The 23,361-nt window shown below is 59.1% G+C and carries 21 protein-coding genes and 1 pseudogene; 12 read left to right on the top strand and 10 right to left on the bottom strand.

The annotated features are described in order from the left end of the window. From ACUTJJ_RS18955 to ACUTJJ_RS18945, 3 genes and pseudogenes are all read left to right on the top strand, one after another. A pseudogene (locus ACUTJJ_RS18955) lies at positions 1 to 422 on the top strand (ribonuclease D); the annotation flags it as partial. Between the two features lie 292 nt (positions 423 to 714). Beyond that, entirely contained in the window at positions 715 to 1,743 is a 1,029-nt protein-coding gene (locus tag ACUTJJ_RS18950; protein WP_445543081.1) for an adenylate/guanylate cyclase domain-containing protein, read from the top strand. 95 nt (positions 1,744 to 1,838) lie between these two features. Then, positions 1,839 to 3,197 (top strand): esterase-like activity of phytase family protein, encoded by a 1,359-nt coding sequence (locus tag ACUTJJ_RS18945; protein WP_445543080.1) that lies wholly within the window; start codon positions 1,839 to 1,841, stop codon positions 3,195 to 3,197. A 43-nt stretch (positions 3,198 to 3,240) separates the two neighbouring features. Here the strand turns inward: ACUTJJ_RS18945 and ACUTJJ_RS18940 are convergent, their stop codons facing one another. The 5 genes from ACUTJJ_RS18940 to ACUTJJ_RS18920 form a co-directional block, all read right to left on the bottom strand. Continuing rightward, positions 3,241 to 3,765, bottom strand: a complete 525-nt coding sequence (locus tag ACUTJJ_RS18940; RefSeq protein WP_445543079.1) for a hypothetical protein — start codon at positions 3,763 to 3,765, stop codon at positions 3,241 to 3,243. Positions 3,766 to 3,828: 63 nt separating this feature from the next. Continuing rightward, a complete protein-coding gene (gene ppx, locus ACUTJJ_RS18935; RefSeq protein ID WP_445543078.1) occupies positions 3,829 to 5,352 on the bottom strand; it encodes an exopolyphosphatase in 1,524 nt (507 codons plus the stop codon). Continuing rightward, on the bottom strand, positions 5,349 to 7,544 hold the full coding sequence (locus ACUTJJ_RS18930) for an RNA degradosome polyphosphate kinase (protein WP_063951369.1): 2,196 nt from the start codon (positions 7,542 to 7,544) through the stop codon (positions 5,349 to 5,351). Before ACUTJJ_RS18930 ends, ppx begins: the two co-directional genes overlap by 4 nt. A 101-nt stretch (positions 7,545 to 7,645) precedes the next feature. Continuing rightward, positions 7,646 to 8,371, bottom strand: coding sequence for a DnaA regulatory inactivator HdaA (hdaA, locus tag ACUTJJ_RS18925; protein WP_445543077.1), 726 nt, complete (start codon positions 8,369 to 8,371; stop codon positions 7,646 to 7,648). A 2-nt stretch (positions 8,372 to 8,373) separates the two neighbouring features. After that, positions 8,374 to 9,531 (bottom strand): AI-2E family transporter, encoded by a 1,158-nt coding sequence (locus ACUTJJ_RS18920; protein WP_063951371.1) that lies wholly within the window; start codon positions 9,529 to 9,531, stop codon positions 8,374 to 8,376. 284 nt (positions 9,532 to 9,815) lie between these two features. Here ACUTJJ_RS18920 and purM point away from each other — a divergent pair, with 284 nt between their 5' ends. From purM to ACUTJJ_RS18900, 4 genes are all read left to right on the top strand, one after another. Continuing rightward, a complete protein-coding gene (gene purM / locus ACUTJJ_RS18915; protein ID WP_063951372.1) occupies positions 9,816 to 10,889 on the top strand; it encodes a phosphoribosylformylglycinamidine cyclo-ligase in 1,074 nt (357 codons plus the stop codon). Continuing rightward, positions 10,886 to 11,560 carry a phosphoribosylglycinamide formyltransferase gene (gene purN / locus ACUTJJ_RS18910; protein WP_445543076.1) on the top strand — a complete coding sequence of 225 codons (675 nt, stop codon included), beginning with the start codon at positions 10,886 to 10,888 and terminating at the stop codon, positions 11,558 to 11,560. Before purM ends, purN begins: the two co-directional genes overlap by 4 nt. Positions 11,561 to 11,681: 121 nt before the next feature. Beyond that, positions 11,682 to 12,617, top strand: a complete 936-nt coding sequence (locus ACUTJJ_RS18905) for an omptin family outer membrane protease (RefSeq protein ID WP_296071035.1) — start codon at positions 11,682 to 11,684, stop codon at positions 12,615 to 12,617. Positions 12,618 to 12,660: 43 nt separating this feature from the next. Beyond that, a complete protein-coding gene (locus tag ACUTJJ_RS18900) occupies positions 12,661 to 12,801 on the top strand; it encodes a hypothetical protein (RefSeq protein WP_296071036.1) in 141 nt (46 codons plus the stop codon). Here the strand turns inward: ACUTJJ_RS18900 and ACUTJJ_RS18895 are convergent. The 3 genes from ACUTJJ_RS18895 to ACUTJJ_RS18885 are packed head-to-tail and all read right to left on the bottom strand — an operon-like array spanning position 12,798 to position 16,259. Beyond that, a complete protein-coding gene (locus ACUTJJ_RS18895) occupies positions 12,798 to 13,418 on the bottom strand; it encodes an NUDIX domain-containing protein (RefSeq protein WP_296071037.1) in 621 nt (206 codons plus the stop codon). The genes ACUTJJ_RS18900 and ACUTJJ_RS18895 overlap by 4 nt on opposite strands. Positions 13,419 to 13,444: 26 nt before the next feature. After that, positions 13,445 to 14,041, bottom strand: coding sequence for an NUDIX domain-containing protein (locus ACUTJJ_RS18890; protein WP_404493772.1), 597 nt, complete (start codon positions 14,039 to 14,041; stop codon positions 13,445 to 13,447). A gap of 13 nt (positions 14,042 to 14,054) precedes the next feature. Further along, positions 14,055 to 16,259, bottom strand: a complete 2,205-nt coding sequence (locus ACUTJJ_RS18885; RefSeq protein WP_445543075.1) for a molybdopterin-containing oxidoreductase family protein — start codon at positions 16,257 to 16,259, stop codon at positions 14,055 to 14,057. A 41-nt stretch (positions 16,260 to 16,300) separates the two neighbouring features. Here ACUTJJ_RS18885 and ACUTJJ_RS18880 point away from each other — a divergent pair, with 41 nt between their 5' ends. Next, positions 16,301 to 17,164, top strand: coding sequence for a 23S rRNA (adenine(2030)-N(6))-methyltransferase RlmJ (locus ACUTJJ_RS18880; RefSeq protein ID WP_063951378.1), 864 nt, complete (start codon positions 16,301 to 16,303; stop codon positions 17,162 to 17,164). A gap of 4 nt (positions 17,165 to 17,168) precedes the next feature. On the opposite strand, the gene ACUTJJ_RS18875 is transcribed toward ACUTJJ_RS18880, so the two are convergent. Continuing rightward, positions 17,169 to 18,122 (bottom strand): lysylphosphatidylglycerol synthase domain-containing protein, encoded by a 954-nt coding sequence (locus ACUTJJ_RS18875; protein WP_445543074.1) that lies wholly within the window; start codon positions 18,120 to 18,122, stop codon positions 17,169 to 17,171. 198 nt (positions 18,123 to 18,320) lie between these two features. On the opposite strand from ACUTJJ_RS18875, the gene ACUTJJ_RS18870 reads away from it, so the two are divergent. Together ACUTJJ_RS18870 and ACUTJJ_RS18865 are read left to right on the top strand one after the other, a co-directional pair. Further along, positions 18,321 to 19,079 (top strand): ribonuclease T2 family protein, encoded by a 759-nt coding sequence (locus ACUTJJ_RS18870; protein ID WP_445543073.1) that lies wholly within the window; start codon positions 18,321 to 18,323, stop codon positions 19,077 to 19,079. A gap of 29 nt (positions 19,080 to 19,108) precedes the next feature. After that, positions 19,109 to 19,705, top strand: a complete 597-nt coding sequence (locus ACUTJJ_RS18865; protein WP_445543072.1) for a glutathione S-transferase — start codon at positions 19,109 to 19,111, stop codon at positions 19,703 to 19,705. A 116-nt stretch (positions 19,706 to 19,821) separates the two neighbouring features. On the opposite strand, the gene ACUTJJ_RS18860 is transcribed toward ACUTJJ_RS18865, so the two are convergent. Then, complete coding sequence (locus ACUTJJ_RS18860; RefSeq protein ID WP_063951381.1) at positions 19,822 to 20,478, bottom strand: outer membrane protein; 657 nt, start codon at positions 20,476 to 20,478, stop codon at positions 19,822 to 19,824. A 348-nt stretch (positions 20,479 to 20,826) separates the two neighbouring features. Here ACUTJJ_RS18860 and ACUTJJ_RS18855 point away from each other — a divergent pair, with 348 nt between their 5' ends. Further along, positions 20,827 to 21,615, top strand: coding sequence for an SDR family oxidoreductase (locus tag ACUTJJ_RS18855; protein WP_063951382.1), 789 nt, complete (start codon positions 20,827 to 20,829; stop codon positions 21,613 to 21,615). Beyond that, positions 21,612 to 23,361, top strand: a 1,750-nt coding sequence (gene uvrC, locus ACUTJJ_RS18850) for an excinuclease ABC subunit UvrC (RefSeq protein ID WP_445543071.1), incomplete at its 3' end; no start/stop codon positions are given. The genes ACUTJJ_RS18855 and uvrC, both read left to right, overlap by 4 nt.

Raw genomic sequence — 23,361 nt, 5'->3', positions numbered from 1 at the left:
AGCCGAAGGATGCCGAGGCGCTGTCGCGGCTTCGCACCATCCCCAAGGGCTGGGAACGCTCCGCCTCCGGCACGGCCATCATCGAGACAGTGAATGCGGCGCTGGCACTTCCGAAGGAAGAGATGCCCAAGGCGCCGCGTCACAGCCATGCACCGGAAGGCACCGGCGCTGCCGTGGAGTTGCTCAAAGTCCTGCTGAAACTGACGGCAGACAAGCACGGCGTCGCTGCAAAGGTCATCGCCAATAGCGACGATCTGGACAAGATCGCTTCCGAAGGCGAAAAGGCGACGGTTGCGGCGCTTTCCGGTTGGCGGCGTGAGCTGTTCGGCGATGTGGCACTCAAGCTCATCAACGGCGAAGTCGCGCTGCGTTTTGCTGGCAAGAAGGTCGAGGCAGTGGAAGTGGCGGCGAACGGGGCCTAATCGCCCGTCCCTGACCCACCTACCCTCCATCGCGCTGTTTTCTCCGGCGCGTTGCTTCGGTAGCCGTCTTGCCGAACCGCGCCTGTTGCAGACATTGAGCCGTCGATGAGGCCTCTCATGTGCGAGGTTCGATGCCGTTGCGGCAAGGGCGCAACAGCGCCACCAATCCTGCGTGCAACCTTACCGATTACTCACTTTTTGCGGCGCATTTTCCACACTAATGTCGCATATGGCCTGAACAGAAGCTGTGCCCGAGAGGGCGCAAGCCTTCCTTTCCGAGATCGGAATCGCCATGAGAAAATTGCTGCCAATTCTGGATTACGTGGTGCTGTTCGTTGCCGTGGCGGGCAGCGGCGTGGCCTACGCATTTCTGGAGTATGGCGGCGGCGCCTTGATCGGCGCAACCTATGCACTCTTCGCCTGCGCCCCGATTCTCGCTTTTGAGCGCGGCTACATCATGCCCGGCCTGTCGCGGCAGGTCAGCGCGTTACCCACGCCCGCCTATATCGCCGTCGGGCTTCTCATCTACGCCATTCTCGTCTTTTGCGGCTTTGGACTTGGCGGCACCATCCTTTGGCTCAGCGGCATCTTTCCCGGCACCTGGAAACGCGCGGTGCATGCCGAAGTACAGACGCTCGTCTTCACGCTCATCGTCTGCGGCATCATCGTCTTCATCATGCGCGTGCGCGAGCTTCTGGGCCGCGATATCTTCATCGATCTCATTCTCGGGCGCTATCGCCGCCCGGTCAGCGAAGACCGCGTCTTCATCTTCATCGATCTCGTCGGCTCCACCTCCTTTGCAGAGACGCACGGGGACCTGAAAGCGCAGGAGTTCCTGGGCGAAATCTTCGCAAGCTATGCCGCACCGGTGAGGAGGCATGGCGGGGTTATCGATGATTACATTGGCGATGCCGCCATCATCACCTGGCCCTATCACATGGCGATAAGGCGCGCGGCCTGTGTGCGCTGCGTGTTCGATATTCTGGCAACCATCGAGGAGAAACGCGACACGTGGCTGTCCCGCTTCGGGGAAGTGCCGCGCCTGCGTTTTGCGATCCATGGCGGTCCTGTCATCACGGCGGAAATCGGCGTCGACCACCACAAGATCACCTATTTCGGCGACACGGTGAACACGACCTCAAGGCTCGAATCGCTGAGCAAGATGCTCGGCCATCCGGTGCTGATTTCCGCCGATCTCGCCCATCAGCTGGTGCTTCCCAAGGGCGTGCGAAGCGAATATCTCGGCGAACATGCGGTGAAGGGCCGCGGCCAGACGCTCGGCGTCTGCACGCTCAGTCAATATCAGGCTCCCACCGCATGATTTCATCAAAGCTTCAAACGCCAATCACCTGCCTGTCATGCGACACCCCTATCGCCTCAAGCCTGTCTTCAACAGGTATTGAGAGGGGTCTCATCATGAAGCACGTTCTTTTTGCGTCCTGCGCCATCTTGGCATTCGCTTGTGCATCCCATGCCGCCGAACAGGAATTTCCGGCAAAGCTGGTCTCCCACGCCATCCTGCCGGCAGACACCGTCATTCCAGCGCCTGCTGACGCACCCGACCATCTCAAGACCTCTGCTAAGTTCACCACCGCCGACCGCAAGCGTGCGGAAGGTCTCGGCACCGTGCCGGGCAAGGATGGCGTGCGCCTGACCGGCCTTTCCATGCCGTTCAACGGCCAGCCGATGCAAGGTTTCTCCGGCATCAAGGCGATGCCCGACGGCAGCTTCTGGAGCCTTTCCGACAACGGTTTCGGTTCCAAGCTTAACTCCAGCGACGCCATGCTGATGCTTCACCATCTGAAGTTCGACTGGGGCGCCGGCAAGGTCAACGCGCTTGAAACCGTGTTCCTCTCCGACCCTGATATGAAGGCGCCCTTCCCCATCGTCCTCGAAGGCTCGAGCAAGCGTTACCTGACGGGCGCCGATTTCGACGTCGAATCGATTCAGCCGGTTGCCGATGGTTTCTGGGTTGGCGAGGAATTCGGCCCCTACATCCTGAAATTCACCCGTGACGGCAAGCTGACCGACGTGATCTCCACCAGGGCAGGCGACATCGAGGTGAAGTCTCCGGATCATCCGACGCTTGCCCTGCCCGGCAACCCCGCGCAGAAAATGCCGGCCTTCAACCTGAAACGCTCTGGCGGTTATGAAGGCATGGCGCTCTCCAAGGATGGCTCCAAGCTCTATGGCCTTCTCGAAGGCCCGCTTTACATGGCCGACGGCCAGGTGGAGAAGACCGAAGATGGCGCAACCGCCCTGCGCATCATCGAACTCGACACTGCCAGGAAGGAATGGACCGGCCGCACCTGGCTTTATCCGCTGGCGCAGGGTGGCGAAGCCATCGGCGACTTCAACATGCTTGACGACAGCACCGCACTCGTGATCGAACGCGACAATGGCGCCGGCACCGCCGACAAGGCCTGCGCCGACCCGAAGAAGCCGGAAGCGAACTGCTTTGCCGTGCCTTCCAAGGTGAAGCGCATCTACAAGATCGAGTTCAATGACGCCAATGTCGGCAAGGCCGCGCGCAAGATCGGCTACATCGATCTCTTGAAAATCTCCGATCCCGACAACAAGAAGCGTCAGGGCGGCGGCAATGGTTATTACGACATGCCTTTCGTCACCATCGAGAATGTCGACCGCGTCGATGCCACGCATATCCTCGTCGGCAATGACAACAACCTGCCCTTCTCGGCCGGCCGCGCCCTGGACAAGGCTGACGACAACGAATTCGTTCTGCTTGAGGTCAAGGATTTACTTGACGCGAAGTAACACAGTCAGTCGTGGCGGCGGATCTTTTTCAGCCGCCACGACTTTAGATGCGCCCTTCATTTCTTTGAAAGCCATATGCTCCGTCTTTACCGAAATCGAATCGGCCGAGCTTTCGGACACAGAGAGGCGTGGCGTCCGGTTTGATCAGTTGATCAAGCGAACCGTCCGGGTTTATGCGAAAAGCCGATGCAGAGCTGATTTCGCGTACCTCACCTGCACCTGACAAAATATGCGACATGAATCGATCTTCAAACAGGATGTTGCCATCCGACGTTTCGCACACGTCCACCCGTTCGCCGCCGCCTGGGTCGGAGCCGATTTCGGTTCTAAGCGACTCGCCATTGTGACGCTCCACCGTCACGAACCGTTTGTATTCTGCCAATAGTGGGTGACTGTTATAGCGTTCGAGTGTTATCTTAATGTCATTCGTTTCAAATGTGGAAATGTCGGCCAGCGGAAAATCACCGCGCTGGTAACGCTCGGACATGCTATTCATGCGCGCTCCCGAAAAAGCCGAGACAGCAATCACGCCGATGACGATCGGCACGGTCCACCTGATAATTTTCATAAATATACATCACCTCAAAAATTGAGATGAGTACGGATAAATTTACGGCTGTATTGTGTCGGCTTACTCGAACACGAAGGCCAGTCTCTTCCCCGTCAGCTTCGCCAGTTGCTGTAAACGCCCGTCCAGCCGCTCGCCGGCGAAATCGCAATAATCATGCGGAACCACAAATTCGAGATCGAGATCGGGATTGTCGGACTTGCGGAATTTCAGGTGATCGACGACACCCGGCATCGATGCGGAGAAAAGATAAACCACCCGCAGCAGGCCGCCCAGCAACTTGCCAAGTTCCTGAAGACGTTCGCCGGCCATCACGGCGAGCGGTTCCGTCACGCCATTGTCGTTGAGGCCTTCAAAGCGGTAATAATTGGCGAGCGCTATGTAGGCGCGGCCAGGATGGGTGATCGCCACGAATGACGAATGGGCGATGATATTGAGCGCCTGCAATCCGCGATAGTCCGGATGCGCGCGCCAGCTGATATCGGCGAGCAGGCAGGCTGCCTGACGGTAGCGGCTTTCTTCTTCCGTCTCCTCGACCCCGAAGACCGGGAAGGTTCGTCCGCTCCAGTCCGCCAGTTCGCGCGCATGTTCGGGCGAACGGGCGCGCAGAATGGCAAGCTCATCGGCCGCGACCAGAAGCGGGTCCGCATTTTGTTCGGTTTCGGAGAGCAGCGAATAAAGATAGCCCTCGCGCACGCCCTGTGCGGAAAAAGCGATTTTCGCCGGTTTCATCGCCCTTAGGACTTCGCGCATGGCGATGGCGCCAAACGGCAGAAGCGAGCGACGGTTCTTGGACACCGCCTGCCACGCGGGATCCTTGCTGTCGCGGGAGACGATGACCTCCTCGAGGAAATTCAGCATCTCTTCCAGCGGCAACTCGTAACCCTGCATCATATGCAGCGGGTAACCGGAAATTTCCATGTGCAGCTTGGCCATGTTCCGCCAGGTGCCGCCGACGGCGTAAAAGGTGCGCCCCTCGCCTGCTGCCAGAAGCTTGGTGAAATTCTTCACATGCTTGCGGGCAATCGCAGCCGCTTTTTCGAGCGACCCGTCAGACTGTTCCGACAGCCGCAGGCCACCGAGCGGCAGGGTGATGCCCTCGCCGCAGCTCTTGCCCTTGATGTCGATGAGTTCCAGCGAGCCACCGCCAAGGTCCCCGGCAATGCCATCGGGATCATGAAAGCCGCTGATTACGCCGTAGGCCGAATAAAGCGCTTCTTTCTCACCCGACAGGACCTCGATCTCGCAACCGAGGATGGCTTCAGCCTCACGGATGAAATCAGGACCATTTTCCGCCTCACGCGCGGCGGCAGTCGCCAGCACATAAAGCTGCTGCGCCTGAGCCTGCTCGGAAAGCGCATGGAAGCGTCTCAGCGCCTTCAGCGCGCGCTCGACGCCTTCCTCATGCATGCGCCCCGTCAGCGCCAGCCCCTTGCCGAGGCCGCACAGGACCTTTTCATTGAACAGCACCGCTGGCGCGCGGGACAGACCTTCATATACGACGAGACGAACGGAGTTCGAACCAATATCTATGACGGAAACGGGGGCAAGGCCGGTCAGCCGCCCCTGTGCTTCTGATCGAGTCATTCAGCCTGTTTCTTGCGGGACGAAATCAACCCGGCAATCAATTTGGGCGCACTGGATTTCAGGGCTTCACCACGTCCGGAAAGGCTGGGATTGGTCATGAAATAGTGCTGCGCGTTGAACGGTTCTTCGCCTTTACGCACCTCAATGCGCCTCGACGTTCCGTCCGCAAGTATCTCGTAGCTTTGCTGGTTGTCAATGAGATTGCCCAGCATAATCTGTGAAAGAACCTGCTCATGCACCGTGGGATTGGTCAGCGGAACCAGCGTTTCCACGCGCCGATCCAGGTTGCGCGGCATCATGTCCGCCGAGCCGATATAGACCAGCGCCTTGTCAGACGGCAGGCCGAAACCGTTGCCGAAGCAGAAGATGCGGCTGTGCTCCAGGAAGCGGCCGACAATGGATTTGACGCGGATATTATCCGACAGTCCCGGCACCTGCGGGCGCAGGCAGCAGATGCCGCGCACAACGAGATCGATCTCAACGCCGGCAGCGCTTGCAAGGTAAAGCGCGTCGATGATTTCGGGGTCGACCAGCGAATTCATCTTCATCCAGATCGCCGCCGGCGCGCCATTCTTGGCATGCGCGATCTCTTCATGGATATGCTTGAGGATGCGGGGGCGCAGGGTGTAGGGCGAAACCGCCAGCTTCATTCCCTCTTCCGGCTCACCATAACCCGTGATGAAATTGAAGATATTCGCCATGTCGTGGGCGATCTTCGGATTGCAGGTGAAGAAGGAAAGGTCGGTGTAAATCTTGGCCGTGATCGGGTGGTAGTTGCCCGTACCGAGGTGGCAATAGGTTCTGAGCTTGCCGTCTTCGCGACGCACCACCATCGACATCTTGGCGTGTGTCTTGAGTTCGATGAAGCCGAAAACCACCTGCACACCGGCACGCTCCAAATCGCGCGCCCAACGGATATTTGCTTCCTCGTCGAAACGCGCCTTGAGTTCGACCAGAGCCGTCACCGACTTGCCAGCTTCCGCCGCATCGATCAGCGCACGAACGATCGGGCTGTCATTGGAGGTGCGGTAAAGCGTCTGCTTGATGGCGAGCACTTCGGGATCGCGCGCCGCCTGCAGGAGGAACTGCACCACCACGTCGAAGCTTTCATACGGATGGTGAACCACCATGTCCTTTTCGCGGATGGCGGCAAGGCAATCGCCCGCATGTTCGCGCACGCGCTCAGGAAAACGGGCATTGTAGGGCTCGAATTTCAGGTCGTCGCGGGGAGCGCGCACGATTTCCGAGATGGTGTTGAGCGCCAGAAGCCCAGGCAGAACCGCGACGCGATTGTCCGGCACGCCAAGCTCATGCACCACGAACTGGCGCAGCGACTGCGGCATCTCGCTATCGGTTTCGATGCGGATCACCGAGCCGCGGCGACGCCGCTTCAGCGCACTCTCGAAAAAGCGGACCAGATCTTCGGCCTCTTCCTCAACTTCGATATCGCTGTCTCTGATGATGCGGAAGGTGCCGAAGCCACGAACGGTATAACCCGGATAAAGCCGATGGATGAACAGGCCGACAACATCTTCAAGCGTGATGTAGCGGATGGCGTTCTTGTCGTCCGGCAGCCGCACGAAGCGATCCAGCGCAGGCGGCAGGCGCAGAAGCGCCGTCATAGGCTCGCGGCCATTTACGCTATCGAGTTGCAGCCCCATAGAGAAGCCGAGATTGGGAATGAAGGGGAACGGATGCGCGGGGTCGATGGACAGCGGCGTCAGGACCGGAAAGATCCGGTCTTCGAACTCCGTTTCCAGCCACGTGCGGTCGGCATCCGACAAAGCGGCAGGCCGCACGATGAAGATTTCTTCCTTGGCGAGATATTGCTGCAGAACGGCAAGCGATGCCTGCTGCTCCATCTGCAGATTGTCGATTTCCTTCAGGATGTCTTCCAGCTGCTCGGCAGGGGTCTTGCCGTCCGGCGTCTTGACGGTGATTTTCTGGCGCACCTGGCCTTCAAGACCGGCGACGCGGACCATGAAGAACTCATCGAGGTTGGCCGCAGAGATGGACAGGAAACGCAGCCGCTCCAGAAGAGGATGATCGGTGTTCAGCGTTTCTTCGAGGACGCGGCGGTTGAACTGGAGCCAGGAAAACTCGCGGTTGATGAAACGCGCCGGGCTGTCCCAGAGGCTTTCGCCTTCCGTCGGCTGAACCCTGTTGAAGTCTTCCTGCGCGATAGCGTCCATTCCGTGTTCCGTCCCCTGACCAATTTCCGTCCCGTGATCCTGCTGCATCGCGCGATCGTCCTTCTTGCCCGTATAACAGTTTGACGACGGAACTGTGACAGTCAATCGACGTCGAAGTCGCCGGGGGCCGCATTGTCCATCGCGTTGAGAACTTCTGCCACCAGCGGCCGGGTAATTCTCGTTGCGCGCGCCAGGGCGAGCCGGTCTATTCTGTCAACGATCGTCTGCGCCGTGTCGAGCGAACGCTCCATTCTGTTGACGATGTAGCCTATGAGTTTGTCATCCATGTAAAGCTGCCGGTCGGCGAAGAGTTTTACCAGCACCTGCGCCAGAAGCCCCTCATCCGGCTCTCCGGTTTCCACAATCGTGACGGCCTTCAGGCGCGAGCGAAGGTCCGGCAGCGTCACCGGCCACGCGGAGGGCCATTGCCGGCTGGTCATCAGAAGCGTCGTTCCGTTCTGGCGCACGCTGTTGATGACATGAAACAGTTCGGTGTCGTCAAAACCGCGGCGGTCGGCATCCTCGAATAGAACCGGCCCGGTTTCGGCCGCACGCGCCGCATCGCCTCCGGCTGTCGGATGGATGTCGCGGGCCTCGCTGATGTTTTTCCAGATATTGGCGAGATGCGATTTTCCCGAGCCCGGCGGCCCGGCCAGCACCACCACCGGTGACGGCCAGTTGGGCCATTCATCGACAAGGCTGACGGCAGCCTCCAGCGAAGCCGAGACCAGGAGATCATCCCGGCCGGAAGCGGATTGGTGCGAGAATGCGAGCGGCAGCTGCTCGGCCTTCGACCGGGCGTTGTCGGTTTTGATCGGGTCAGTCATCGTCAGCTCTGAGAGTCAGCTTTGCCGGAGGGTTTCTCCGCCTCTTCCAGCGCCGGATTTGCGTCCCATGGAAGATTGGCGGCGTGCCCGTGGTAAAGGTCGCTCTCAAGATACCGCGACAGAGCGAAGCGAACAAGCACGCCAACTGCTGCCGCGGCCGGCACGGCGACCAGAAGCCCGACAAAACCGAAGAGCGCACCAAAGGCGAAGAGGGCAAACATGAGCCAGACCGGATGCAGGCCCACGCTGCTGCCGACCAGCTTCGGCTGAAGGATGTTGCCCTCGATGAACTGGCCGGAAAAGAACACGGCGAGTGTCAGGATGACGTAGATATAATCCGGCCAGAACTGCACCAGCGCGACGCCAACGGCCAGAATGAGGCCGACCATGGAGCCGATATAGGGAATGAAGCTGATGAGGCCGGAGAAAAGGCCGATCAGCAGGCCAAAATTCAGGCCCACCAGCGACAGGCCAACCGCGTAATAAACGCCAAGGATCAGGCAGAGCGACCCCTGCCCCCGCACGAAGCCGGCAATGGTCTTGTCCATGTCGCGGGCGATCTGGCGTACGGTGTGCACATAATCACGCGGGATCCAGCTGTCGACCTTGTCGATCATGCGGTCCCAGTCGAGCAGCAGATAAAAGGCGACGACCGGTGTCACGACCAGCAGGGACACCACATCGACAAGCGATTTGCCGGAATTCCAGATCTGGGTCAGAAGCGTTCCGATGAAACCCGCGCCTTCGGTCAGCAGCTTTGAGAAATTCTCCTTTACCGCGTCGATCTGGCTGCTCACCCAATCCGGCAGAAGATTGGTGTCGGCACCGGCGATCAGTTGCTGGAGCGACGAAATATATTGCGGAATGCGCGTGATGAATTCCGACGCCTGGGCGGCAATCAGCGGAATGATGATGATGAGCGACAGGGCAAACAAAAGCACGAAGGAGACGAGGATAACAACGGTCGCCATCAATCGGCTGAGGCCGCGCCGCTCCAGCCAGTCGGCAACCGGATCAAGAAAATAGGCGAGCGCCATGCCCGCCACAAAAGGCAGAAGGATGGAGCTGAAGACCATGAGAAAAAGGATAAAGACGACAAGCACGCCGATCCAGAAAAACACCTGTCGGCGAAGATTGGTACCGCTCACATGGGGTTGCATTCATTCATCCTTCTGTCGCCGCATCGTCATCCAGCATCATGGAGATAGGATGGGCGTGGGCATATGGTCAAGACTGCGGCGGCAAAGGTGTGGACCGCGCCGCAAAGCCTGCCGATGCCGCATGCCTGGTCCCGTCTTTGCCTCACCGCGGCAAATGCTGTTGAACGCAGGGGTTTTCGAACGCTAAAGCCGTTAAAATCAGGAGCTTTTGGCACTCAAACCCTTGCATCAGGCCCCGTCCCGTGCGAATGGCGACGCCAAAGGAACCAGCGGAGACGAGAGCCATGAGCCAGTCGGGCAAGAACGGTCTTACCTATAGTGATGCGGGTGTGGATATCGACGCCGGCAACCTGATGGTCGAAAAGATCAAACCGGCGGTGCGCTCCACGCGACGTCCCGGTGCAGACGGCGAAATCGGCGGCTTCGGCGGCCTGTTCGACCTGAAAGCCGCAGGCTTCACCGACCCGGTTCTGGTGGCCGCGAATGACGGCGTGGGCACCAAGCTGAAGATCGCCATCGACGCTAACTATCACGATACCGTCGGCATCGATCTCGTCGCCATGTGCGTCAACGATCTCGTGGTGCAGGGTGCCGAGCCGTTGTTCTTCCTCGATTATTTCGCGACCGGCAAGCTCGACCCCGATCAGGGCGCCGCCATCGTTTCCGGGATTGCCGCGGGCTGCCGCGAATCCGGTTGTGCGCTGATCGGCGGTGAGACCGCTGAGATGCCGGGCATGTATTCGGATGGCGATTACGATCTTGCCGGGTTTGCCGTGGGTGCGGCCGAACGTGGTCAGCTGCTGCCAGCCGGCGATATTTCCGAGGGCGATGTCATTCTCGGCCTCTCCTCTTCCGGCGTCCACTCCAACGGCTTCTCGCTGGTGCGCAAGATCGTGTCGATCTCCGGGCTCGACTGGGACGCCCCCGCCCCCTTCGCCGATGGCAAGAAGCTGGGCGAAGCCCTGCTCACACCGACCCGCATCTATGTAAAGCCGCTTTTGAAGGCGATCCGCGAGACCGGCGCGCTGAAGGCGCTGGCGCATATTACCGGCGGCGGTTTCCCGGAGAATATTCCGCGCGTTCTGCCGAAGCATCTCGCTGCCGAGATCGATCTTGGCGCAATCAAGGTTCCGGCCGTCTTCTCCTGGCTTGCGAAAACCGGCGGTGTCGAAGCCAATGAAATGCTGCGCACCTTCAACTGCGGCGTCGGCATGATCGTCGTGGTTTCTGCTGAAAATGCGGAAAAGGTTACAAACGCGCTCACCGCCGAAGGCGAAACCGTCTTCCCGCTCGGCCGCATGGTCGCCCGCGAAGAAGGCGCGCATGGCACGATCTACAAGGGCACTCTTGGCCTATGATGAGCGCCGCCTTGTCGTCCGGCCGCAAGCGTGTCGTCGTTTTCATTTCCGGCAGCGGCTCCAACATGGTGTCGCTGGCCAAGGCCTGTCAGGCGAAGGATTTTCCGGCTGAAATCGTTTGCGTCATCTCCGACAAGGCATCTGCCGGCGGCCTGGAGAAGGCACGGGATATGGGTATCCCGACGCTGGTCTTTGAACGCAGAACCTATGCCAGCAAGGTGGAGCATGAGGCGGCCATTCTCGCGGCGCTTGGTGAGATTGCCCCTGATATCATCTGTCTCGCGGGTTACATGCGGCTGATCTCAGGGGATTTCATCGCCCCCTATGAGGGCCGCATCATCAATATCCACCCTTCCCTGCTGCCGCTTTTTCCCGGCCTCCACACCCATCAGCGCGCCATCGACAGCGGCATGAAGATTTCCGGCTGCACGGTGCATTTCGTCACCGAAGGCATGGATGAAGGCCCAACCATCGCGCAAGGCGCGGTGCCGGTGCTTTCCGATGACACGGCCGAAACGCTCGCCGCCCGCATCCTGACCGTGGAGCACCAGCTCTATCCGCTGACTTTGAAGTTGCTTGCCGAGGGCAAGGTGCGGATGGATGGCGCCAAGACTATTTATTCGGTCAACGACATCCAAGCCGCAAATAACAGCCTGATATCCTTTTCATAATTTCGGTTTTTCTAAAGATAAAACTTCGAATTTTTTCAGTATAAACTGATCATTTACCATAATCATCTTTAATGGCGTCAACGGCCTCCATTTCAGGCCCTCCGGTCATTCAGGAGCGATTATGCCATTTTCAAGATATTCCTTGCCGTTCTCGGCCGCTTTGGCCGTCAGCATAGTTGCTCCAGCACTGGCGGAACCGGGCAATGTTACTGCGTCACTGGATGCAGGCGTTCTCAACATCAAGGCAACGGAAACCTTTTACAACGGCAGTCATAAAAACAGTCAACTCGATTGGAAAACAACGAATGCCATGGCCCTGCGCGGCTCGCTCGGTCTGGAGCTTGCGCCCGATTGGCGGGTCAAGACCGAAGGGCGCATCGGCTTTTCCGGTGACGGCTACATGACCGACTATGACTGGCTTTATCCCTATTACAGAGACACATCCAAGGAAGGGTGGAGCGACCGTTCGCAGCATGGTGACACGCGGCTTGATCATTACCTGACCGGCAGTATCGAACTCAACCGCACTCTCCTGGAAGACCCGCTGCAACATCTCAGCGCGGGCATAGGTTTTCGTTACACTGACGTACAATGGTCGTCCTATGGCGGGAGTTACATTTATAGCTGGCGCGGCTTTCGAAATTACGTCGGGGATTTTGGCAACGGTGAAAAGGCGATCACCTACCGGCAGCAAATCCCGGTATTTTACGGCAACCTGACCGGCGGACGCAAATTTGGCAACTGGTCGCTGAACGCCGGAGTGGAAGGCGGCGCGATGGTGTATGCCAAGGCAACCGATGACCATTGGATGCGGTCCATCCGCTTCGCCGATAAATTCGATATTGGCGGCATGTTCGGAGCAAAGGCAGGTATCGCCTATGACCTGACAGAAAATGCCTCCATCTATCTGGACGGCGCTTACGAATATACGAGCTTCGGTCGGGGTGACAAAACCGCGACATCCTTCGGAGGCGGCAGCAGTACGGTTTACGACAATGCGGGCGGCGGCGACATGCAGTCGCTTTTTGTCAGCGCTGGCGTGAAGGGACGGTTCTGACAAGAGAGAGAGAGAGAGAGAGAGAGAGCTGCATGAAGTCAGTATGAGTTTCTTCCTGCTTGGCCAACGTCTTGACCAAGTTCACTTCCGCACCCCGCTTGCGATCACGCATAACGCGCCTCTCACAACTCTTGACAAGACGCTCGCGGCGGCAGCGAAGCTGGAGACCATGGTCTTCGTCTAAAGCTTACTCAAATTCGGACGGTTCAACATCGCCCATTGCAGCAGAATGATCGTCTTGGAATCCGTGATCTCCCCTGAGGCGATCATTCCGAAGGCTTCGTCGAGACCGTAGGTCAGAACCTCGATATCCTCGCCTTCATCCTCCAGCCCGCCGCCGCTGCCGGCTTGCATGTCGAGATCGATGCGGGCGACGAAGAGGCTGACCTTTTCCGTCAGCGTGCCGGGGCTGGCATACATGTCGAAGAGGTATTCAACCTTTTCGACGGCGTAACCGGATTCCTCCATTGCCTCACGGCGGATTGCATCGGCGGCATCATCACCATCGAGAAGCCCTGCCGGAACTTCGATCATGAAGGTCTGGTCGCCGTTGACGAAAGCGGCAGGGCGAAACTGGCGCACCATGACCACGCTGTCGCGTTTCTGGTCATAAAGGAGAATGGCGGCGGCGATGCCGTGATCATGGACCTCCCTCACGATACGGATCGTCTTGCCGTCAGGCATGCGCTGGTCGAAAACGAGCTTCTGCAGATGCACGAAGCCCTTCCAGACGGTTTCCTTTTCCACCAGCCGGATCCGGTCAGTCTCGGCAGCTGGCGACTTTAAAAGCGACACGTTCATGGGAGCCTCCGAAAGATGATGAAATCTCAGGCTGTCAGGGAGGCACGGTTCAACGCCGCCCATTGCAGCAGCATGATCGTCTTGCCGTCGCAGATTTCGCCTGTCTCGACCATCTTCATGGCGTCGTCCAGCGGAATTTCCACGACCTCGATATCCTCGTCCTCATGCGCCGCACCGCCACCCTCTTCGACACGATCCGAGGATTCGACAATCGCGGCGAAGAAATGAATGATCTCGGTCACGGAACCGGGCGACATGAACGACTTGAACAGGAACCGCACGTCCCTCACAACATAGCCCGTTTCCTCTGTCACCTCGCGGCGGATGGCCTCGGCCGGGTTATCGCCGTCCAGCAGGCCAGCCGGCGCCTCAAGGAGCCAGCCGTCATGACCGTTCACATGGGCCGGCATCCGAAACTGCCGCACCAGGACAACCGTCTGGCGTCTAGGATCAAAAAGTAGAATCGTCGCACCGTTGCCACGGTCATAGGCTTCGCGCCTGATGACTTTCGTTTCACCACGCGAATTGGTGTAATTATAGGTGATGTTGCGCAGGTGATACCAGTTCTTTGAAAGCGTTTCGTCTTTCAGAATTTCAATTTTAACCTTGTCAAACGTCGTCATTCAAAATCTTCCGTCAGCTCTTGCGCAGCCACACCTTGTTGTCGTGAAAAGCCGCGCCGCCATAGGGGGCGACGGCGTCGGCACCGGTCAGCACATTGATGCCCTCGCCGTCCAGATGCGCCCTGTTCGGCCAAAGTCCCTCGGCAATCAAAACGCCCGGCCTTGCGCCCTCAACAATTTTCGCGTGAAGCCGGACCTCGCCGCGCCCGTTGCCGATGCTGACAATATCGCCATCAGAAATGCCGTTGACGGCCGCATCTTCAGGGCAGATCATCAATTCCGGTCGGCCTTCCTTCTGCAGGGAGGTTTTGGTTTCCGCAAAGGTGGAGTTCAGGAAATTGCGCGCCGGCGATGTCGCCAGCCGGAAGGGATGGTCCGCATCCGCAACCTCGATGACGTCGACCTGATCCGGGAATTTCGGAAACGCCGACACCGGCCCCATCACGCCGATGTTCTTCGGTGGCTTGTTGGGAGAAGGCCCGGTTGCCCAATCCGGACTGAAACGGAATTTGCCATCGCTGTAACCGAAACCCTCGAGATAATGCGCCACCTCGAAGGGCGGCTGCGCATCGATCCATTTCTCTTCGGCCAGCGTGTCGAAGTCGCCCCAGCCGCTGGCTTTCAGCATGCGGTCGACATGCTCGCGGGCGGAAAGGCCGAAACCGGGCATATGATCGACACCAAGACGCTTGGCCAGCTCCTCGATGACGAAGAGGTTGGTTCGCACCGTTTCTGGCGGCTCCACCAGCTTGGGCCCCAGCAGAATGTGGTTCTGGCCGCCGGCGCGGTAGAGGTCGTCATGTTCGAGGAACATGGTGGCCGGCAGCACGATATTGGCAAGCTCGGCCGTTTCCGTCATGAACTGCTCATGCACGGCGACGAAAAGATCATCGCGCAGGAAACCCTGCTTCACCAGCCGCTGTTCGGGCGCGACATTAACGGGATTGGTATTCTGGATGAGAAGCGCCGTCACCGGGCCGCCGTGGCGCAGCGCATCGGCGTCCCCCGTCAGCACGCGGCCGATCTGCGACTGGTCGAGCTGGCGCACCTCAGGGTCGGCATAGGCTGTTCCCATCAGCTCCGCCTTGTTGAGCCGGAAGATATCACCATTGTTGTGGAATGCGCCGCCGCCCTCATATTGCCAGGAGCCCAGGACAGTGGCGATCGAAAGCGCCGCGTGCATGGCGACCGCCCCGTTGCGTTGACGTGCGAAACCATATCCAAGCCGGAAGAAGGTCTTCTTCGTCGTGCCGACAAGCCGCGCGAAAGTCTCGATCTCATCAACGGAAAGACCGGTGATCTCGGATGCCCATTGCGGCGTCTTCGACTTCAGATGTGCTTCAAGCCCCGCCGGGTCGTCGGCGAAGCGCGCCATGTAATCGCGGTCGGCATAACCGTTGCGGAAGGCGATGTGCATGACGGCGCAGGCCAGTGCGGCATCCGTGCCGGGGCGGACGACGAGGTGCATATCCGCCTGTTTCATGGTTGGATTGTCGTAGATATCGATTACGACGATCTTCGCGCCGCGTTCCTTGCGGGCCTTGACCGCATGGGTCATGACATTGACCTGGGTCGCTACGGCATTGGTGCCCCAGATAACGACGACATCGGCCTTGGCGATCTCGCGCGGATCGGGGCCGCGCAGGGCGCCGGTGCCCATCACATAACCGGTCCAGGCCATGTTGGTGCAGATCGAGCCAAAGAACCCGGAATATTTCTTGGCGTGGCGCAGGCGCTCGATGGAATCGCGCTGCACCTGCCCCATCGTGCCGGCGTAAAAATAGGGCCAGATGGCCTCCGCACCGTGCCGGGCTTCTGCCTTGACGAAAGCCTCTGCCACCTCGTCCAGCGCCGCTTCCCAGGAAATTTCCTGCCAGTCGCCCGCGCCCTTTGCGCCCTTGCGGCGCTTCGGCGTCAGCAAACGGCCGGGGTGGTAGATGCGCTCGGAATACCGCGCCACCTTGGCGCAGATGACGCCGGCGGTGTAGGTGTTGGCATTGGCGCCACGTACACGGCCGATGCGGCCATCGGCATTGATATCGACCTCCAGCGCGCAGGCGCTCGGACAGTCATGCGGGCAGACCGTGTGTCCGATGCGGACTTCGGTCTTCAGGGCGGCTTTTTCAGCGGAAATCGGGGTCGCAACGTTCATGTCTTTTGTATATTGCATCAAGGATGCGGCAAAAAGGCCGAAGTGACGTCCATCAAGAATATTCATCCTGGCCATTCGCCCGGGGAAACGGCAAGCGAGACATATCCATGAACTACCGCCACATCTATCACGCCGGGAATTTCGCGGATGTCCTCAAACATGCCGTTCTCGCCCGCCTTGTGCGCTACCTGCAGAACAAGGACAAGGCATTTCGGGTGCTGGATACCCATGCTGGCATTGGCCTCTATGACCTCACCTCAGAAGAGGCGCAGAAGACGGGCGAATGGCAGACCGGCATCGGCAAGCTGATGGAGGGTGATCTGCCCGCGCCCATCGCCGAATTGCTGGAGCCATATCTTGCCGCGGTGAAGGAACTCAATCCCGAAGGCGGCGTGAAATTCTATCCCGGCTCGCCGAAACTCGCTCGCATGCTGTTTCGCCCGCAGGACCGGCTTTCGGCCATGGAACTGCACCCGGATGACAGCCGCGCACTGGCACGGCTGTTCGAGGGCGATTATCAGGTGCGCGTCACCGAACTGGATGGCTGGCTGTCGCTCGGCGCGCATCTGCCGCCCAAGGAAAAGCGCGGCCTCGTTCTCGTTGATCCGCCGTTTGAGTTGGAGAATGAATATCAGCGGCTGGCCGATGGTTTGAACAGGGCCTATCGCCGCTTTTCCACCGGCACCTATTGCCTGTGGTATCCGCTGAAGAAAGGCGCGCCGATCAAGGATTTTCACGAGCGGCTGCAATCCTTCGAGATTCCGAAGATGCTGTGTGCGGAACTCTCCGTCAGAAGCGACAGGCTGGACGGCCTGAGCGGCTCCGGCCTCATCATCGTCAACCCGCCCTATACGCTGAAGGAAGAGCTGCATGTGCTGCTGCCCTACCTGAAGACGGCGCTGGCGCAGGACAGGTTCGCCTCGCAGCGCGCGTTCTGGCTACGCGGCGAGGAAAAGCCGGCAGAGGATTGAGAATCTATCTCAGCCCTTCCCGCCTCTGCGCCTGCGCCTGCGCAAGCTGTGACCGTTCGAAGAACAGGATCACGAACAGGGCCATGATGAAGGGAATGATGAGGTAGAACAGCCGGAAGACCAGAAGTGCGGCGATGACGTCCGCCGGATTCATATCCGGCAGACCGGTGACGAAGACCAGTTCCAGCACCCCCAGGCCGCCCGGCGCGTGCGAGATGAGCGCCGCCGAGAACGACACCAGAAATATGCCGAGAATGACCATATAGCCGGGATTTCCTGCCTCCGGCAGGGCGAAATAGATGATGCCCGCCGCGCCGATCAGCTCAATGGGGCCGATGACCAGTTGCTGCGCAACAAGCGTCGGCGCGGGGTATGGCAGCACGAAGGAGCCGATTTTCAGCGGCTTCAGCCGAAGCAGGCTTCCGAGGATATAAAGGCCGACGATGAGAAGCAGCAGCACACCGGTTGTCGTGGAGGCTTCGACGGGAAGAATGCCGGTGAAGCGTTCGGTGATGTCGGGCTCATACAGTAGCACGAGGCCGATGAGCATGATCGTGCCGATGAGGAAGGTGAAGGAGCAGAGGCCGACAAGGACGCCCACTTCCGCGACGCTCAGCCCCTTGGACGTATAAGCGCGGTACCGCACCACGGCGCCTGAAAAGACCGACGCGCCGACATTGTGGGACAGCGCGTAGGTGGTGAAGGAGGTGAGCGTAATGAACAACCAGTTCACCTTGCGGCCGAGATGCTGCAGCGCGATCCGGTCGTAACCGGCAAGTGCTGCATAGGCCAGCAGGGTTGCAAGGCCCGAGCAAAACCAATCCCGGATGCGAATGGCTTTCAGGCTGTCCCAGAGATCATCCAGCGACAGGCCACGCAGCTCGTGGAAAAGCAACCAGGCGGAAAAACCGATCGTCGCGAAACCAACAATGGGCCAGATGTATTTTTTGAATTTCATGCGGTCATGCCGCCTATTTCCTCCAGCCTGGCCTTATCCCCTCCTCCGTCTTCAGCGGAAGATTCGCTCGACTCTATTCGTTATGCGGCGAAGCTTTCAACCTTTTTGCCCGTTTGCCTCGTTCACAAATTTATGTAACACCGGAGCGTCGCCCAAGGGCGATGGAAGCTGGTCCATTTTCCGGGGAACATGCACGGAATGAAACGTTACGCGGGTTTCATCGCCCTGGGTCTTCTGTCGCTTGCAGCGCTATGGCTCGCGCAGGAAAAACCCGCCTCAAAGGGACCCGCGACCGACCGGCAAACGACGGCTCATCCGCCGCCCGCAGGCGGTCCGCAACAGAATAGAAACCAGCAAAATCCGGACAGGAAGCCAGCTCCGCAGGGAACGGGTTTTGATTTTTACGTGCTGTCGTTGTCTTGGTCTCCTGCATTCTGCGCCAGTTCGGAAGGCTCCGGCAACCGCCAGCAGTGCGGCAGCGACAGGCGTTATGGGTTCGTCGTGCACGGGCTCTGGCCGCAGAACGATGACGGCTACCCCGAATTCTGCCGAAGCAGCGAACCGGACCGGGTTCCGGACGCGCTCGGCCGCAGCCTGTTCGATATCATGCCGTCCATGGGTCTGATCGGCCATCAATGGCGCAAGCATGGATCCTGCTCCGGCCTGTCGCAGCGAGATTATTTCTCGGCAACGCGAGCGGCCTTCGACGCCGTCCGGTTACCGCAAAGAATCGCCTCCGGTGCCGAGGCCGCCACGCTCTCCGCCGATGCGATCGAAACCGCCTTCACGGACGCCAATCCCGGCCTGTCGAAGCGCGGCATCTCTATCAGCTGCGGCGGCGGGCGGCTGGAGGAGGTGCGCATCTGCCTCAACAAGGATTTGACATTCCGCGATTGCCCGGAGCTTGACCGCAAGGGATGCCGCGCCAACACCACCGAAATCATCCCCATCCGCTGATGAGCAAATATCAACCACAGGACCCGACCATGGAACTGCTTTATTCGCCCGCCTCCCCCTATTCCGCCAAAGTGCGCATGGCCGCGCGCCATCTCGACATCGACATCACTTCGGTCCGCGTCGATACCAATGCGGAACCGGCCACTCTGATGGACAATAATCCCCTCGGCAAAATCCCGGTTCTGCTGCTGGACGATGGAGGCTCGGTCTATGACAGCGTGGCAATCATGCATTATCTCGACCGCCTTTCGGGCGGCAAGCTTTACCCCAAGAAGAACGAGAAGCGCACCGAAGCCGAGATTCTGGAGGCGCTATGCGACGGCATCATGGATTGCCTGCTCGCCATCGTCTATGAGCGCCGCTTTCGCCCGGAAGACAAAATCCACCAGCCGTGGATCGACAAGCAGTGGAGCAAGGTCGTCCGCGGGCTCGACCATCTCAACGCCAACCTGCCGAAAACCGGCAAGAAACTGCATGGCGGCCATTTTGCCCTTGCCGCGATGATCGGTTATCTCGACCTGCGTTTTGCTGGCGAGTGGGCCGAGGGACGCGATGCGCTGGCAGGCTGGCCGGAAATCTTCGGCAAGCGTTTCGAAGCCTATACGGAAATGAAGGCTGCGGCCTGAGGTCAGGCGAGCAGAATGCCCGGCTTCGTCAGTCGGGCATCACTTCTGATGGCGAATCCCAAAAGCAAAAAAGCCGGGGCATGACCCCGGCCTTTCTTTCATCGATCCGAGATGGATCAGAACTTGACGCCGATACCGGCCTTGACGGAATGATCGTCGTAACCACGCGAGAACGCGCCGGAGTCGAGGCTGTAGTCTTTCTTCTGGTAGTCGCTGTAACGATATTCCAGACGAGCGGTGATGTTATCGGTCACCATGGCTTCTACACCCGCACCAACGGTATAACCGAGAGCGGTAGCGCTGTCCTTGGAGGTCGCGTCACGCACCTTGTTGTCGGAGACTGCGAGACCAGCCGTGCCGTAGAGCAGGAACGGGTTCATGTCGTAACCGACGCGGGCACGTACCGAGCCGTTGACGCCCTGCTTGCCTTCGACGGCGCGGCCAGCAACCGTACCGGCAGAGCCCTTTTCGTCGCCGAGATTGATGTCGGCTTCACCACCGTAAACGATCTGGCCGTTCTGCATGTTGTAACCGCCGTACAGACCGCCGCCGAAACCCTTGGCATCGCGACCGTTGTCGCTGGAGCTGAAACGGCCCCAGTCATAGTTGACGGTACCACCGAGGTAGGCGCCGGACCAGTCCTTGACCGGTGCAGGCTGGTCGTAGGAAACCGGTGCCTGCGGCACTTCATTTACGGCGTCAGCGGCGTGAGCAGCCGAAAAGCCGGCGGCTGCAATGGTCGAGGCCATAAGGGTTGCTACGAAAATGCGCATGTTATTCTCCTTTCAGGGCCGCTCTGCACTCAAAACATTGTTTTCAGACGCGGCATAATTCGTCGGGTTAATCGCCCCTCTGGAGACAGAATTTGATGGGAGAATGCGGAGATCAAAGAGCCAAAATGTGAATTGTTTGGGGCAGAGACGTGACTAGAATTAGACGTTGCCTAAATGTCACAAGGGTTTTATTAACCCTAACAGAAGCCTAATCAACAATATATCGCCTTTAAACTTGGTTATATTCAAATTAAACCAAAATTAGATTTCAAATAGAAAATCACCCAATTCTTTTGAGGCTGCGCAACAGCTTGCGATTTGGCTCTATATCCCGCACATAGGGGTTATATGAGCAAATGCAGGTTGGCCGTGAGAGAGAATATACAAAAGACAGTCTTGATAACAGGAGCCGCCCGCCGGCTCGGCCGTGCAATCGCAAGCGATCTTGCCGCACATGGCTTCGCGATTGCAGTGCATGCCAACCGGTCCATGGCACAAGCGGAGGAATTCGCTAACGAAATAAGGCAGAAAGGTGGCAGGGCCGCAGCCGTTCAGGCAGACCTGACACAATCTGCGTCAACAATGGCGCTTGTCGAAAAAGCCGCTTCAGCGCTCGGGCCGATTGGAGTCGTCGTCAACAATGCCTCGGTTTTTCTGAAGGATTCGGCGGAAACACCCGATCCCGAAATTTTCGATGCACATTTTGCGGTGCATGTGCGGGCCCCTTCCCTCATCGCCGCCGCCTTTGTCGAACAGCTGCCCTCTGACAAATCCGGGCTGATCGTCAATATCATCGACCAGCGCGTGCTTGCGCTCAACCCGCGATTCTATTCCTATACGCTTTCGAAATCGGCTCTCTGGACCGCGACGCAGACCATGGCGCAGAGCTTCGCGCCGCGGGTGCGGGTCAACGCCATCGGCCCAGGACCGACCTTCAAAAACGAAAGACAGGCGCCCGAGGACTTTCAGGCGCAGATCGACGGCCTTATATTAAAGCGTGGTCCTGCGCCGGATGAGTTCGGCCGGACGATTCGCTTTCTTTACGACACGCCGTCGGTCACCGGACAAATGATCGCGCTCGACGGCGGCCAGCACCTCGGCTGGGAAACCCCTGACGTGGCGGAGATAAATGAATGAACGGAAAGAAGCTGCCTGATGGCGGTATTCTCTTCGATGACACCGACGACGACGATGACGATGCAGGCCTTCTCGCGACTGACGCGACGGAGACTTCGCGCGACGTCGTGGGCATGGACTGGAATGCGGGCTGGAAGAACGAGTCCGGCCTGAAAGGCATGGACCTCATCGCCGAGTTCGTGAAACACCTGCCGAATTCGCCGGGCGTCTATCGCATGTTCAACGATGCGGGCGACGTGCTTTACGTCGGCAAGGCCCGTTCGCTGAAGAAGCGCGTCGGCAATTATGCGCAGGGCCGCGTGCACTCCAATCGCATCGCCCAGATGGTGCGTCTCACCACGCACATGGAATTCGTCACCACCCGCACGGAAACCGAAGCGCTTCTCTTGGAAGCGAATCTGATCAAACGCTTGCGGCCGCGCTTTAACGTGCTTTTGCGTGACGACAAATCCTTTCCCTATATCCTCATCACCGCGGATAATCGCGCGCCGGCCATATTCAAGCATCGCGGCGCGCGGGCGCGCAAGGGCGACTATTTCGGCCCCTTCGCATCGGCCGGTGCTGTCGGCCGCACGATCAATTCGCTGCAGCGCGCCTTCCTGATCCGAACCTGTACGGACAGCGTGTTCGAGACCCGCACGCGCCCATGTCTACTCTACCAGATCAAGCGCTGTTCCGGGCCCTGTACGCATGAGATCAGCGACGAGGGCTACGCGGAACTCGTGAAGGAAGCCAAGGATTTCCTGTCCGGCAAGAGCCAGAGCGTCAAGACCGCGATTGCGCGGCAGATGAATGAGGCCTCCGAAGACCTCGATTTCGAGCGTGCCGCCATCTATCGCGACCGCCTGGCTGCCCTTTCGCACGTGCAGAGCCATCAGGGCATCAATCCCGCTGGTATCGAAGAAGCGGATGTCTTCGCCATTCATCACGAAGGCGGCATTTCCTGCATTCAGGTGTTCTTTTTCCGCACCGGCCAGAACTGGGGCAACCGCGCCTATTTTCCGAAGGCCGACCCCTCCCTGCCCGGCTCGGAAATCCTCAACGCGTTTCTGGCGCAGTTCTACGATGACAAACCGGTTCCGAAGCAGATCCTGCTGTCGGAGGCGGTCGAAGAACAGGAACTCCTGGCGGCTGCCCTCGGCGAAAAGGCCGGGCACAAGGTGACGATCAATGTGCCCCAGCGCGGCGAGAAAAAGGACATTACCGACCATGTTCTAGCCAATGCGCGCGAGGCGCACGGCCGCAAGCTGGCGGAAACCTCGTCTCAGGCGCGGCTGCTGAAAGGCATGGCGGAGACGTTCAACCTTCCCTATGTGCCGCGCCGCATCGAGATTTACGATAACTCTCACATCATGGGCACCAACGCAGTGGGCGGCATGGTGGTGGCGGGGCCGGAAGGTTTTGTGAAGAACCAGTATCGGAAATTCAACATTAAATCGACCGACATCACGCCGGGCGACGACTTCGGCATGATGCGCGAGGTGATGACCCGTCGCTTCTCTCGCCTCTTGAAAGAAGAAGGCAGGCCGGATCGCGAACGCGTACCGACACCGGAGGAAGCAGCCGATATGCCCTTCCCCGCCTGGCCGGACGTGATCCTCATCGACGGCGGTCAAGGCCAGATGACCGCGGTGCGCGCCATTCTCGACGAACTCGGCATTCGCGACTGCGTGACTGCGATCGGCGTCGCAAAGGGCGTGGACCGAGAGGCGGGCCGCGAGCGGTTCTTTGCGGATGGGCGCGCCG

The sequence above is a fragment of the Agrobacterium sp. DKPNP3 genome (genome assembly GCF_052686535.1).
Note: the sequence above shows the minus strand (reverse complement) of the source record. Positions and strands in the feature narration are given on the sequence as shown.

Excerpts from the sequence above, each read along its gene's own strand:
- ACUTJJ_RS18930 (WP_063951369.1), bottom strand. The coding sequence starts at position 7,544 with ATGGACGCTATCGCGCAGGAAGACTTCAACAGGGTTCAGCCGACGGAA.
- ACUTJJ_RS18885 (WP_445543075.1), bottom strand. The coding sequence starts at position 16,259 with ATGAATATTCTTGATGGACGTCACTTCGGCCTTTTTGCCGCATCCTTG.
- ACUTJJ_RS18870 (WP_445543073.1), top strand. The coding sequence starts at position 18,321 with ATGAAACGTTACGCGGGTTTCATCGCCCTGGGTCTTCTGTCGCTTGCA.
- ACUTJJ_RS18855 (WP_063951382.1), top strand. The coding sequence starts at position 20,827 with ATGAGCAAATGCAGGTTGGCCGTGAGAGAGAATATACAAAAGACAGTC.
- ACUTJJ_RS18920 (WP_063951371.1), bottom strand. The coding sequence starts at position 9,531 with ATGCAACCCCATGTGAGCGGTACCAATCTTCGCCGACAGGTGTTTTTC.
- ACUTJJ_RS18945 (WP_445543080.1), top strand. The coding sequence starts at position 1,839 with ATGAAGCACGTTCTTTTTGCGTCCTGCGCCATCTTGGCATTCGCTTGT.
- ACUTJJ_RS18860 (WP_063951381.1), bottom strand. The coding sequence starts at position 20,478 with ATGCGCATTTTCGTAGCAACCCTTATGGCCTCGACCATTGCAGCCGCC.
- ppx (WP_445543078.1), bottom strand. The coding sequence starts at position 5,352 with ATGACTCGATCAGAAGCACAGGGGCGGCTGACCGGCCTTGCCCCCGTT.
- ACUTJJ_RS18895 (WP_296071037.1), bottom strand. The coding sequence starts at position 13,418 with ATGAACGTGTCGCTTTTAAAGTCGCCAGCTGCCGAGACTGACCGGATC.
- ACUTJJ_RS18950 (WP_445543081.1), top strand. The coding sequence starts at position 715 with ATGAGAAAATTGCTGCCAATTCTGGATTACGTGGTGCTGTTCGTTGCC.
- ACUTJJ_RS18900 (WP_296071036.1), top strand. The coding sequence starts at position 12,661 with ATGAGTTTCTTCCTGCTTGGCCAACGTCTTGACCAAGTTCACTTCCGC.
- hdaA (WP_445543077.1), bottom strand. The coding sequence starts at position 8,371 with ATGACTGACCCGATCAAAACCGACAACGCCCGGTCGAAGGCCGAGCAG.
- purM (WP_063951372.1), top strand. The coding sequence starts at position 9,816 with ATGAGCCAGTCGGGCAAGAACGGTCTTACCTATAGTGATGCGGGTGTG.
- ACUTJJ_RS18890 (WP_404493772.1), bottom strand. The coding sequence starts at position 14,041 with ATGACGACGTTTGACAAGGTTAAAATTGAAATTCTGAAAGACGAAACG.
- ACUTJJ_RS18940 (WP_445543079.1), bottom strand. The coding sequence starts at position 3,765 with ATGAAAATTATCAGGTGGACCGTGCCGATCGTCATCGGCGTGATTGCT.
- ACUTJJ_RS18880 (WP_063951378.1), top strand. The coding sequence starts at position 16,301 with ATGAACTACCGCCACATCTATCACGCCGGGAATTTCGCGGATGTCCTC.
- ACUTJJ_RS18905 (WP_296071035.1), top strand. The coding sequence starts at position 11,682 with ATGCCATTTTCAAGATATTCCTTGCCGTTCTCGGCCGCTTTGGCCGTC.
- ACUTJJ_RS18865 (WP_445543072.1), top strand. The coding sequence starts at position 19,109 with ATGGAACTGCTTTATTCGCCCGCCTCCCCCTATTCCGCCAAAGTGCGC.
- purN (WP_445543076.1), top strand. The coding sequence starts at position 10,886 with ATGATGAGCGCCGCCTTGTCGTCCGGCCGCAAGCGTGTCGTCGTTTTC.
- ACUTJJ_RS18875 (WP_445543074.1), bottom strand. The coding sequence starts at position 18,122 with ATGAAATTCAAAAAATACATCTGGCCCATTGTTGGTTTCGCGACGATC.